This window comes from Samsonia erythrinae (assembly GCF_004342665.1).
GTDB classification, from domain to species: Bacteria; Pseudomonadota; Gammaproteobacteria; order Enterobacterales; family Enterobacteriaceae; genus Samsonia; species Samsonia erythrinae.
Map to the genome: position 1 here is coordinate 1 of NZ_SMBY01000005.1, position 12,467 is coordinate 12,467.

Annotated in this window: 8 protein-coding genes and 1 pseudogene; 4 read left to right on the plus strand and 5 right to left on the minus strand. The window is 44.9% G+C overall.

The window, feature by feature from the left end; all coding sequences use genetic code 11:
- The 3 genes from EDC54_RS09720 to EDC54_RS09730 form a co-directional block, all read left to right on the plus strand.
- Positions 1–165, plus strand: a 165-nt coding sequence (locus EDC54_RS09720) for an integrase core domain-containing protein (protein WP_165904295.1), incomplete at its 5' end; no start/stop codon positions are given.
- Between the two features lie 108 nt (positions 166–273).
- Positions 274–2,358: a hypothetical protein gene (locus EDC54_RS09725; RefSeq protein WP_230514498.1), complete on the plus strand. Its 2,085-nt coding sequence runs from the start codon at positions 274–276 to the stop codon at positions 2,356–2,358.
- Between the two features lie 55 nt (positions 2,359–2,413).
- A complete protein-coding gene (locus EDC54_RS09730; RefSeq protein ID WP_132455629.1) occupies positions 2,414–5,428 on the plus strand; it encodes a DEAD/DEAH box helicase in 3,015 nt (1,004 codons plus the stop codon).
- A 103-nt stretch (positions 5,429–5,531) separates the two neighbouring features.
- Here EDC54_RS09730 and EDC54_RS18060 read toward each other — a convergent pair.
- From EDC54_RS18060 to EDC54_RS09745, 3 genes and pseudogenes are all read right to left on the minus strand, one after another.
- Positions 5,532–5,694 (minus strand): annotated as a pseudogene (locus EDC54_RS18060) (phage integrase central domain-containing protein); the annotation flags it as partial.
- Between the two features lie 441 nt (positions 5,695–6,135).
- A complete protein-coding gene (locus EDC54_RS09740) occupies positions 6,136–7,209 on the minus strand; it encodes an MBL fold metallo-hydrolase (protein ID WP_132455631.1) in 1,074 nt (357 codons plus the stop codon).
- Between the two features lie 165 nt (positions 7,210–7,374).
- Complete coding sequence (locus EDC54_RS09745) at positions 7,375–7,968, minus strand: hypothetical protein (protein ID WP_132455633.1); 594 nt, start codon at positions 7,966–7,968, stop codon at positions 7,375–7,377.
- A 259-nt stretch (positions 7,969–8,227) separates the two neighbouring features.
- Here EDC54_RS09745 and EDC54_RS09750 point away from each other — a divergent pair, with 259 nt between their 5' ends.
- On the plus strand, positions 8,228–9,430 hold the full coding sequence (locus EDC54_RS09750) for a M20 peptidase aminoacylase family protein (protein ID WP_132455635.1): 1,203 nt from the start codon (positions 8,228–8,230) through the stop codon (positions 9,428–9,430).
- Between the two features lie 54 nt (positions 9,431–9,484).
- On the opposite strand, the gene EDC54_RS09755 is transcribed toward EDC54_RS09750, so the two are convergent.
- Both EDC54_RS09755 and EDC54_RS09760 read right to left on the minus strand, forming a co-directional pair.
- The gene (locus EDC54_RS09755) at positions 9,485–10,030 is read right to left on the minus strand and encodes a flavin reductase (protein WP_132455637.1); all 546 of its coding nucleotides are present in this window, start codon (positions 10,028–10,030) and stop codon (positions 9,485–9,487) included.
- Positions 10,031–10,619: 589 nt separating this feature from the next.
- Complete coding sequence (locus EDC54_RS09760) at positions 10,620–12,356, minus strand: type III effector HrpK domain-containing protein (protein ID WP_132455639.1); 1,737 nt, start codon at positions 12,354–12,356, stop codon at positions 10,620–10,622.
- Positions 12,357–12,467 lie beyond the last annotated feature (111 nt).

Below are 12,467 nucleotides of genomic sequence, written 5' to 3' on the forward strand. Positions count from 1 at the left end.
GATTTTTATCTGTTCAGAACGCTGAATGAAGTACGTGAAATCACGGAAAAATGGTTATCAGAATATAACTGTGAACGTCCGCATGAATCGCTGAAAAATATGACACCGGAGGAATACCGACAGCACCATTATTTGGCCGGGAACTCAAAAAATGCATGGAACTAAAATGGGTCTATTTACACAGCCCCAACGGTATTTCTAGACGCTGTAGAAGCTGGGTTGGAAGGCGATTCACCTCAGATTTTGTCATTATTCCGAAGTGATGAAGGGATAATGCAACCCACAGAATACCTTTCAAATTTGTTATGGGCATTAGAGATGCTAGCGCGTAGTCCGAGTTATCTAATGCAATCAGCACTTTTACTGGCTTGGTTAGATGATGTCGATCCCGGAGGTCGATGGGGTAACCGTCCAGCAGTTTCTTTAAGGCGGATTTTTGTTAGTTGGTCACCACAAACTTATGCTAATTCATCACAACGTATTAAGGTCATTGATCGGATCATATCGATGCATCCAATTGCTGGTTGGAAGTTATTGCTCGCATTAGCACCTCGTTCAAACGATACTTCAGAACCTTCTTCTATGCCAAATTGGCGTGATTTCACTCTTAATGAGCCGGAGTCGATTACCTGGTCCTCTGTTGCAACAGCAGCATGTGAAATCGGTGACAGATTATTAATGCATATAAATGGGAGGTGCGAACGGTGGTTTGAACTTTTCCACCTTTGGGGGAATTTTGATTCAAACTGGAAATTTTCAGCAGCTAAGCAATTAGCTGATTACTCCCTTAACCTCACATCATCTGATGAAAAAGAAAGGTTGTGGAATGAGTTACGGCATTTTTTACAAAGAAACCGTGGTTTTAAAGATGCTCCATGGGCTCTGTCTGAAGAAGAATTAGCACCGTTGGATGCTACATTTGTTTCACTAACACCAGAAAATGTCGAGGAGCGTTTTCGCTGGCTATTTTGTGCAGGAGCCAATGAGCTAGGCGAAAATTATGATTGGCAAACACAACGAAATAGGCTCGAAGAGAGACAATCGGAAGCAGTAGAGTTCTTACTTGCAGAACTTGAATTTGAACAAATATTTCATTTCTCTTCGACAATTACGCTGCACTACGATTTTGGTCTTGCTTTAGCGCGATCTTCAACAAATTGTGGGCATAAACATTTTCTAATGAAAAAAACTCTAATTTCTGGTGATTCAGATATAGCAAATATTGGTTTGGGAATTCTTTATGGACTCAAAGCCACGAAAAGTTCAGAAAGCGAAACTTGGGTTCATGAAATATGGGAACAAGCTATAACTGATAATTGGGGGAAGTTGGCGGAAGTACGCATTGCCCAAGTATTACCACCTGTAATGTCGCTTTGGCTTAAAATAGAATCGAGGCCAGTTAATATTAGTACAATATATTGGCAGACGATCCCTACATTTAGGATTTCTGCGGATATAGAGCTTGAGTATGTCATTGACCATTTACTTCTGGCAGACCGAAGTCACGATGCTCTTGCGTGGCTTGCTAATAATATAAAGATAGAACCAGAAGGCTCAGTTATTATTAGAGTAATGCATACCGCTGCGAGCACTACAGACTCTTCCAATAATGACAATACGATGTCGAGCTATTATATTGGCATTCTCCTAGATTATCTGGAGAGTGATGTAAATACTTCAATAGAAGAAATTGTGAGGCTCGAATGGGTTTATTTTCAAGTTTTAAGGCATTCACGACATCCAGCCAGAAACTTACATCAGGCTCTTGCTAAAGACCCTGTGTTTTTTACCTCACTAATGAAATTACTCTATCTACCTGAAGAAGATAGTGGTGTAGTTGAATCTGAACCAGCAAATTCTAAGCAGGCCCGTGATCTAGCAAGCCAGGCATATCAAGTTTTGCATGATTGGGCAATTGTACCCGGGACCGATGAGAACGGGACTATTGACTCTTATGTATTGATGTCGTGGGTCAAGCAAGCTCGTCAATTACTGAAGTCTGCAGGTCGTGGTGAAATAGGTGATAACACGATTGGCATGATTCTCTCTGCCGCAAAAAGAAAAATAAATGAAACTTGGCCGCCAGAAGCAATTTGCGAAGTTATTGAGTTTGCTAGAAGTCGAGCAATGGAGAGTGGTTTTGAAGTTGGTGTTTACAACCGCCGTGGCGTAACTGTACGCATGCCACACGATGGTGGTGGGCAAGAACGAATATTAGTAGAACGCTATAAACAAGATGCTGATGATCTTAGATTTGAATGGCCTCGAACCGCAGCTTGCTTAGACCGCATTGCAATAAGCTATCAACAAGATGCAATTAGAGAAGATCACAGTGCGGACCAAGGTGATTGGTTATAAACCCTTTTATCATAATTGTATTTATTGAGTTTTTTAAATATGCAAAGGAGATTACATGCAAAGAAATTTATTAAAATACTTAAAATCATCCACAGGAAAATTAAGGAAATGTCAAGAAGAAGCTGTGGAGAAATTTTTTAAATTTAAGAAAAGAAATATTCGTGATAAGGCATGCTTAATTAACTTACCAACGGGAGCGGGTAAAACAGGTGTCATAAGTTTAATATCACATCTAAGTAAAGAGCGAAATATTTTAATTATCTGTCATAGGAGAGCAGTTAAGGAACAGCTCTATAAAGAAGTATCAAGTAGATTTTTTAGAGTGACGTTAAACGATCCAGATATAAAACTAAAGAATACATTTAAAAACATTAATAATTTAAATGAAGATGGTATATATATATCAACATTTCAAAAACTATCAATGTTATCACCAGAAGACCTAGATGAGACACAAAGTTTCTTTGATCTTATTATTATTGATGAAGGTCATTCTGAACCATCTCCTGTATGGCGAGAAATCGTACGACAATCAGATGCAATAAAAGTTGTAATAACGGCAACACCATATAGGAATGATCTTTTCGAATTAAACGTTGACTTAGATGATTATTTTATCTTTACATTTAAACAGGCTATTTCTGATAAAATAATTACTGAGCCAAATTTCATTCAAGTGAATTCAATGGAGAAAATGCTTCAAGAAGTACAGGTTTTTCTAGAAAAAAATGAAAATATAAAATGCATAATAAAATGTAAAGATGCCTATGATATATCTCGATACCACGAATCAATTTCTAAAAAATTCAAAACAGTAAGTATACATGAGACATTTAGAAATGATGAAGTTAGCGGTAAATTTAAATCAGTAAATTCCGCATTAAAATCTGACAACATAAGAGTTCTTATTCATCAACATAAACTTGATGAAGGTGTAGATTTGCCTGAAGCAAAATTACTAGTTTCAACCTATCAAGTTGGAAGTGGTAGAGAATTGGTTCAAACTATTGGGAGAGTTGTTAGGAATTACAATTCAATAGAACCGATGATAATAGATCTTGCTAGTTTATCCAATGAAAGAATGTGGCAAAGTTACCGCGTATTTGATGACTACATATCCACACCTAGCGGTTCAAAAGGATTTATAAAATCGCTAAGCACAACTAACCTAATAAAAGGATTTCTTGATAACTTCCCTGAATACAGCTACTTCTCTAGTCGTTTCAGAGAACGATTGGACTTGCAATCCATAAATGCCAATGATATTTCAATACCATTGGCATCCGTTTGCTTTATAGAAAAAGGGCCTAATTACTCACCCCCCCTTCTTTTGGATAAAATATATTGGGAACTGCATACACAAGGTTCACTTGTTAAAGAAATAAAAAATGACCATAATGTATTCATGTATCTATACATATCATTCAATAGCTCAAAATATCTTTCTGATAAGTTATTTTTTGAACCAAAGCTAGAAATAATAATAATTAAAGAGTTATCTAATAGCATAGCTATCTTTGACAGCGCTGGTGCCAAGTATGCAAATAGAATCGACTTAAATCTTTCAAACCCTATAAATATCAATAGATTAACAGCATTAGCTGCAGCCACTAAAGTCCGTGAAATAAAAGAAGCTCACTCAAGGGCTATAGGTACTGCAAAAAATAGACCGGAAGCGATGTCCTTAAAAGGTAAAAATTTAGAAAATATAAATAGCACTCAGCGCAATGCCATGTACGCACTAACAACATTGAAAGTAGTTAATAAGGATGAACAAGGGAAAAATGACAGTAGTTTCTATATAGGGGCTAGGTCTGGTCGTGTCTCTGACCAAATGGAAAGGAATTTTAGTATAGAAGAACTATCTGAATGGATTGAGAAAATTGATTTAGGAACAGCAAAAGAAGCAACTAATAATGGCCGATTAATAAAGTCATTCTCGCAACCCATCAATGAAAAACCCAATTCCGATATAGTTTCAATTATTCTAGATTTATCAGATTTCGATACCGGATTAATTTCCGAAAAGAATTTCCTACCGGACTATTATTACCTTCAATATTCAGAAGATGAAGGTGCGGAGTTATTTGTTGGTTCAAAACCATTTAAAATACAAATTCAGCATGAAGAAGATAAACATAGTTATCTTTTGACAACTACTAACAATTATGATGATTTCAATAAAATAATTGCTTATTTAAATAATGACTATTTTAGAATTCTTTTCTTAGACGGAACAACATATAGTGCGTCGAAATTTTATAAATTTTCACTTCCTTTTGAAAAAGGTATTACTGCTGAGGAAAGTTGGTCGGGACGTTCACTCATAAGCATTCCAGCCCTGCTTTCAAAGGGTCTTAAAGAAAAAGGAAAGTATGATGAAAATGATATGTATATTAATACTACAAGCACAAGCTTTGATAAGAATTCTATATTTTATTTAATTGATCAATTAAAAAACCACTCAAATAGCAATGCTACTCTTCCACAATTAGGACCCTTTCATCCTTATATTCCAAATTGCGATCTCGTTCTTTGCACTGACATGGATACAGAACCATGTGATTTTATCGTATCATCACCGGATAAATTATGTTTCATTCATGTAAAATGTGGGAAATCATCCAGTTCTCCAAAATCCTCAGCAGGAGCGATAGCAGAGGTCGGAAGTCAAGCAATTAAAAACTTAACCTATCTGATTTCACACTCAGATGCTAATACCCCAGGAAACTACTCTATTTGGGATAAAGCATGGCCATCCCATAAAGCCAAACATAAACTTGAGTCTCGTTTTAGATTAGCCTTTAACGAAATTGGAAAGATCCCTAATAAAGAAAATAAACTTAAGGAAAAAACCTGGGAGTTAATATCTAATAGAAGAAAATCACCACTGTGCAATAAAGAAATATGGATAGTAATGGGCAACTCTTTTTCGAAAAAACATTTCATTGAAGAGATGTCAAAAGATACTGACCAGCAATCTGAAACAATACAAGCTTTTCAACTAATCGAAGATTGGTTAAGTAGTGCTGATGAGATGGGTGTAGATATAAAAATATTCACATCATAACAAACTCACTTCCCCGACACATTTAAGTGTGTCAGGGAAGTCATGGATAACCAATTCAACTGATTATTTTTTTAATGACTAATAAATGCCATTTACTCTCTGACTCCACAACAATAAGGAAGGGATAATGTTTTGATTCATGTCCTGACATCACGCTGGTTAGATCCGCTGCGGGATTGTATTCCGTAGGCTGGTAACTATGGCGTAATGAAAGACTTCCCCGGAGCAATGGCGAACCTTCTTGGTTTCTCTGTCGCACCACGGCTTACCGGGATACTTACACTTCATTAGGGCATATCCCTGGACCGAACACAGATTGCCCCCCACTTATGCCCCCAACTGTGATTTGATTCCAGTTGATACCAAAAGATAAGGTACGGGCTAGAAACTAGCCGTATACGGGCTTTGAGTTGGTTTCGGTAGACTTGGCAAAAGTTTGAAATGGTGCCGATTATGGAGTCGAACATACGAACTGTCCATTCCGAAAGCGAGCCAATTCCAAAATGAGTACAAGCATGAGTATAATTAAAGAACATTAGAAATTAAAACATTTAATATCAATAAAATACAATAAAAGTCATGGTTCAACGTCTAAACAGCCGCTGTTGTCTCATGCGATCTCAGTGAATCGCATAAAGACTAGAAAACCCCATAAAATCCACGCAATTGCGTGGATTTTTATCGTCTGAACCACAGGGTTTCTGCGTTCATTCAGGCAACCACCATTGAGTGAATGTCTGCTGGGGATTATCAATTTGGACACGTTCGCCGATACGCGGCGTCATCAGCCGCCAATCACGGCCCTGGCTGGCCTGGGCCATTCGCTCCAGCGGTTCGTTCCAACGGTGGTGCGCCAGTTTGAATTTACTGTTATGGCTCGGCAACACCGCTTTGGCCTTTAAATCGCTGGCTGCCTGCGCGCTTTCCTCCGGCGTCATATGAACATGAGGCCACTCCCGATCGTACTGTCCACACTCCATTATCGCGATATCAAACTCGCCTAAGCGCTCGGCGATCGCTGTGTAATGTGCGCCATAACCGCTGTCTCCGCCAAGATACAGACGGTGCTGCGGGGTTATCAGCGCAAAGGATCCCCACAGCGTTTGATTCCGTTTAAAGAGTCGGCCGGAAAAATGCTGCGCAGGCAGCACATGGATTTCCACCCCATCCTCTTGCAAACGGCTGAACCAGCCGCCTTCCGTAATATTTTCCTGAGGGAATCCCCATTTCACAAAATAGGAGCCTACGCCGGTAGGCGTGACGATACGGCGAATCTTCCCGCGTAGCGCATTTAACGTCGGATAATCCAGATGATCCCAATGATCGTGGGTAATCAGGAGATAATCGATGACGGGAATATCCTCCGGTGAATAAATATTGCTGCCGTTGAACGCGACATTGGTGCGCGGTATCGGCGAGGCGTTATCACTGAATACCGGATCCAACAGGAACGTTTTTCCTTCCAGTTGAATAAAATAACTGGAGTGCCCCATCCAGATGATGACGTTATCCATTTTACTAAGCTGATGGAGATCGGTCTTTCGCGAAGGCAGTCGGGTTTCCGGCAACGCCTCGGGATCTTTAGCAAACAGAAAGCGGTACAGTAAGGTTATCCTGCTCTGGTTTCCCACCGCCGGTCGGGCTACCGGGTTGTGGAACGCGCCATCGTGGAAAAGTGGGTTTCCCGGTTGCGGTTTTACCTCCGGTGAAACGTACTGCGGCTGCGTCACCCAGCCATAAACGGCTAACACAATCACAGCCAAAATAAGCAGCAAGAGCATATATTTGATCCGGTGTTTTTTTACCATGATGATTTCAGCCAGTTATGCACAAACGTAATGACGATGGCAAGGCAAGAGACTGGCGTTAGGCACAAAAAAACGAAGGCACTCGCCTTCGCTCAATATCGGCGCTTCGCAGGTGATGACCGTCGCCGCCCCATTGGGTTACTTTTTAAGTGCCAGCAACGCCTGACCTATCTCTGTCACGAATTTATCCTGCTGCCCGAGGATATTACGCCTTTCGGCTTTATCCTGAACATTTTTAATCACGCTGATTGCCTGAACTTCCAGCACTCGCCCTTTAATCAGCGCCGAACAAAGGGAGTGCATAATTTTGTTATTCAGAACAGTTTGTAAGCAGCGATAAGGGGTTGCATCGTCAATCTGCCCTGCGCGCTGGTCGGGTTTAATGCGCTGGCGCAGCATTTCCTTTTCGGTACTGGCAATCACCGCATCCAAATCGCTGGGTTTGGCGGCAAGAGGAATGTTGCCATTGCGGTCTGGCGGTAACATATACAGCGACACCAGCGCCTTATTCCCCGTCGAAGCATCGACATACTCGGTCTGAACCATGTGATTTGGCACATCGACGACTTTGTCTCGCTGAATCATATTCGACAGCCGTGCAGGCAATGCCGCGGTGAGATCCTGCGTAGTATAGCCGGCGAACGAATCAGGCGACGGGGTCTCCGCCAATCCATATAGCGGAAGCGTCAGCAGCAGCGCGACAATTCCCTTATTTATCCTACTGATTTTCATTCAATCCCTCTGCTATTGATGATGTAAATCCCTGTCCGTCAGGTTTATTTTACCAGCCTCGGGTTATGTTACCCTTGCGATGATAATGTTTAAACGCGACAGAAACAGAAAAGCATAGCATTTCTTATACAAAGCGTTGTCGGGTGAAGATCAAGGAAGTGAAGATAAAAAGACATGAAATATAACCAGATGATATTTATCCGGGCGATAGCTATCCGCTACCTTTATAGAGATTATTTTTTTCAGGAGGTGTATGGATATGGCTGAAAATATCCCCTGTTGTGATAAATCATTATCGCTTGAGCAACAGCTTATTCACTGGCGGCGGCATTTACATCAGTACCCGGAATTGTCCAATCAGGAACATCACACCACCGCGTGCATTACCCATTGGCTGCAAGAAAAAGATATCCGACTTTTACCCCTCTCGTTAACTTCTGGCGTCGTTGCCGAAATCGGACACGGCAGCGGGCCCGTTATTGCGTTGCGTGCGGATATAGACGCGCTGCCGATTGAGGAGTTGGTCAACGTGGCTTTTCGATCGCAGCACGCTGGCGTGATGCATGCCTGTGGACACGATTTCCATACCGCTGTGATGTTGGGAGCCGCCTGTTTGCTTAAGAAACGTGAACACCGGCTGCCGGGGAAAGTTCGGCTACTCTTTCAGCCGGCGGAAGAGGTTTCAACAGGCGCCAGACAGCTTATCCGCGCGGGCGCGCTTACGGATGTCGCCGCCATTTTCGGCCTGCACAACGCGCCGGAACTTCCCGCCGGGACGTTTGCCACGCGCAGCGGATCCTTCTATGCCAACGTGGATCGTTTTTCCATATCCATTACCGGTAAAGGCGCGCACGCGGCCAAGCCGGAACAAGGCATCGACAGCATCGTCACCGCCTGTCATATCGTCAACGCCATACAAACCCTGCCCAGTCGCAGCTTCAGCTCTTTGGAGTCGCTGGTGATCAGCATCACGCGTATTCAGGGCGGCAATACCTGGAATGTGCTGCCGCAAACGGTGGAGCTGGAAGGCACGGTGCGAACTTACAACAAGGCAATTCGTGCGGAAATTCCCACCCGGATTGAGCAGTTGATTAGCGGTATCGCCCTTGCGCTGGGGGCAACAGCGGAACTGAAGTGGTATCCCGGCCCGCCGGCGGTCGTGAATACGGCGGAATGGGCCGATTTCAGCAAACAAATTGCCCGTGATGCAGGCTATCAGGTGGAAAACGCTGAACGGCAAATGAGCGGCGAAGACTTCGCGCTGTATCTCCAGGAAGTGCCGGGCACGTTCGTCAGTATTGGTTCAAACTGCGAATTTGGCCTGCACCACCCACAGTTTAATCCTGACGAAAGTGCGATTGCGCCTGCCTCACACTATTTCACACGGTTGGCGGAAGCCGCGTTGAACCGTCTGAGCACCGCACAGAGTGCAGTACCACAGGCGGTGTTGTCCCCTTCGTAATCCCCCCATCGCCTCCGGTCGAACGGTTCAATGGAGGCGCGACATGTGCTGACGTCAACCACGAAGTGCATGATAACGGCGGGAAAAATAGACCAAACCATCGGTAGGCTTTCCTTGTTTCAGCGCCAACACGCGGCAGATGAAGATATCGTGCGTCGCCGCGCTCACGATTTCCTCTACCCGACAGTCGAAGGCGACCAGCGCATCCTGTAATACCGGTGACCCCGTGTGCAATATTTCCCATTTTGCCGCGGCAAATCGAGTTTCGATAGAAGACGGGCGACCAAACACCGACGATAACGCTTCATGCTGCGCCGCCAGCGTATTGACGCACAGATGTTCGTTCACCTGAAACACGGGATAAACCGATGATGCGCGATTCAGGCACACCAGGAGCGTCGCTGGGGTATCACTGACGCTGGTTACGGCGGATGCGGTAAACCCCGCCTTGCCTGCCGGGCCGTCTGTCGTGACAATATTGACCGCCGCGCTTAACTTTGCCATCGCATCGCGGAATGTCTGTCGGTCAACCGCGGCACCCTCCTCAGAGGGAATCGCATCATTCGCGGTGAAACGTCGTTCGGCAAGCAGGTCAGACATGATTTTTATCCTTTAGATTCGGCGAGAGAAATGATTTTTAACATCAGACTAACAAAATAAGCCTTGTCATCTTCTGAGTTTTTTGGATTTCATTATCCATTTTTGTTGTTTTATATCGCTCAGGAGTAACAATAAAACCTGACGCCGCATTAAAGTTTTACTGAATATGAGTTATTCACTCATCGATAAGAAGCCAACTGTGTTTTTTTATTTTGATCAAAGTTCCCCTGCGCCTTAATTCGTTTTGAGATATTTAAATCATTCACTCCATACCGCCATAATAACCACAACTATTAAGTGGAAAGGCGAATGACTAAAGACAAACACCGCGTTACGCGTTAAAATTCACCCGTTTTTAATATATCCTTTTTTATACTACAACTGATTGAAGATAACCGTCGCCATGAAAAGAAAGCGTATTTTAATCCCACTCCTTATTTTTATTCTGTTTATCCTCTATCTGAATCGTGATGCGTTGAACCCTTTTGCCCCGGACTGTAGCCACCTCCCCGCCAATCAGCCTACGCCTGACGCGTGTAAAAAACCGGTGAAAGTCGTCGCCCCGGGTTTCGAGATTTAATCCGCAGCATCAACGCGGCTTGGGAATGTTAAACTGCTCCAGCACAGGGTTAACCGTCCTGGCGAAATCTTCCCGACGATGTTTAAGTTTGCTTTTGGCGTTAAGAAAATTCACCAGCTCCGCAATGCCCATACCGATGCTGAGTACCCCGCTCACCGCCCAGCCTACCGGCCCTGCTGCGGTGCCAACCGCGGAGGCCGCCGCCGCTCCCGCGGCCTCACCCGCTACCGCGCCGACCACTTTCCCGGCAATTGCCGCACCGGCTTTACCTGCCAGACCGATTGCCGCCCTGCTGCCTGCCGCCTTGGTTAAATCCTCTGTATGTAACGATGACTTGGCAAACCCCATCACGCTGCGCCCTGCATTCTCCACTGCCTGCGCATCGCTTTTTACCCCTGCGCCCCCGTGTTTCCCAGCCGAAAGCGAGGCATCCAGCCCGACGGCCTGTGGCGCGATATTCGCAGAGCGTGGGTTTATTGCCGCCTGCGCCAGCGCCGGATCGGACTGCAAAATACGGTTCATCTCACGCGGCACGGCCTGCTCAAAGTGCTGGATCACATCGCCATCTTGCTGTAGCGCCTCAATACGCTGATTCAACACGCTTTCCGTTTCTTCCGTATTTCGATATACACGTCCGGCGATAACCTGTTCCAGCGTTTGTTGCAGTTTCACCAACGTCGCCGATTTTTGCGCACCGCTGTACGCCTTCGGCTGAGTAAAAACGGCGTCGTCCAGCTTGCTGATATCGGTTTTCGCCGCCAGCCCCAGCGCAGCGGCATTGTGTAGCGTATCCGTCATCTCCTGCTCATTCACCGGCGCCTGCTCACGAATCCAGCTCTTCATATCATGCAGCATCAACTTGCCGTCATGCGGCACGCGCGCCAGTTTCTCGCCTTTGACATCCGCGTGTTCCAGTATCCCGAATAACCCAGGGTGCGACCACAGTTTGGCCGCCGATTTCAACTGAGGCGACAAGGTGGGGTTATCACTCGTTATCGCGTTAAGATCGGCCAGGGTACTGTCGCGGTCATTACGTTGCACAGAGGAAGAGGTGTAGAATTTTTTGGGGTCGGCAGCGTTAATCAAGGGTTCATTCGCCAGCAGCAGCGCTGAAGATTGCACCAACCGCAACGACTGCGCATCGGCTGTCGGATTCTTTTCCCTGTATGCCTTTACGGCATGATTCGCGTCATCGGCGCGCCGTTCCATGTTTTTGATAAAGGATTTGATATCCCGTTCGGAGATATGTCCATCCGCTCTGCCGCCATCTTTCGCCGTATCCATCGCCGTATAGATCGCGGGATTTTCACGCAAATAAGCGAGCGCTTTTTCTGCATTCTGCCCACCATCCTGTAGCATTTTCGCCGCAGCCAACGGGCGGTTAAGTTCTTTTGCCGCCTTTTCACGTTCATTTTCCGGCAAATCACCCAATAATGGCGACCACGTTTCCAGCACTTTCGCACTGCTATGTTCAGAACTGTCGATAGCCTGAAGATCGACGATCGGTTTTGGATTCTCAATCGCTGCACTGTCGGCAACCTTTTGTGCCGCTGGCGAAACGCGCACCGGCGTTATCGTCCTTAAATCAGCAGGAATTTGCGTCACATTTGGCGCGACGTCACCAAAATCAATGGCGCGAGTGCCCGATCGCGCCGTTGGCAATGCAGCGCGCGGCCTGCCGGCCTCGGCACGCTCCGTGGTCGCGACGCTCTCCCAATTGCTTCTGCTCTCGATACGGTTAATCATTTGCATCCCCATTCTGTTGTCGTCAGACCGAACATACTGCGTGCGAGCACGGACAGACCGGTAAGCAGGCCGATAGCGGTATGACGAAGATAGCTAAGAGATGAGTGGCGT

Excerpts from the sequence above, each read along its gene's own strand:
- EDC54_RS09725 (WP_230514498.1), top strand. The coding sequence starts at position 274 with ATGCAACCCACAGAATACCTTTCAAATTTGTTATGGGCATTAGAGATG.
- EDC54_RS09730 (WP_132455629.1), top strand. The coding sequence starts at position 2,414 with ATGCAAAGAAATTTATTAAAATACTTAAAATCATCCACAGGAAAATTA.
- EDC54_RS09740 (WP_132455631.1), bottom strand. The coding sequence starts at position 7,209 with ATGCTCTTGCTGCTTATTTTGGCTGTGATTGTGTTAGCCGTTTATGGC.
- EDC54_RS09745 (WP_132455633.1), bottom strand. The coding sequence starts at position 7,968 with ATGAAAATCAGTAGGATAAATAAGGGAATTGTCGCGCTGCTGCTGACG.
- EDC54_RS09750 (WP_132455635.1), top strand. The coding sequence starts at position 8,228 with ATGGCTGAAAATATCCCCTGTTGTGATAAATCATTATCGCTTGAGCAA.
- EDC54_RS09755 (WP_132455637.1), bottom strand. The coding sequence starts at position 10,030 with ATGTCTGACCTGCTTGCCGAACGACGTTTCACCGCGAATGATGCGATT.
- EDC54_RS09760 (WP_132455639.1), bottom strand. The coding sequence starts at position 12,356 with ATGATTAACCGTATCGAGAGCAGAAGCAATTGGGAGAGCGTCGCGACC.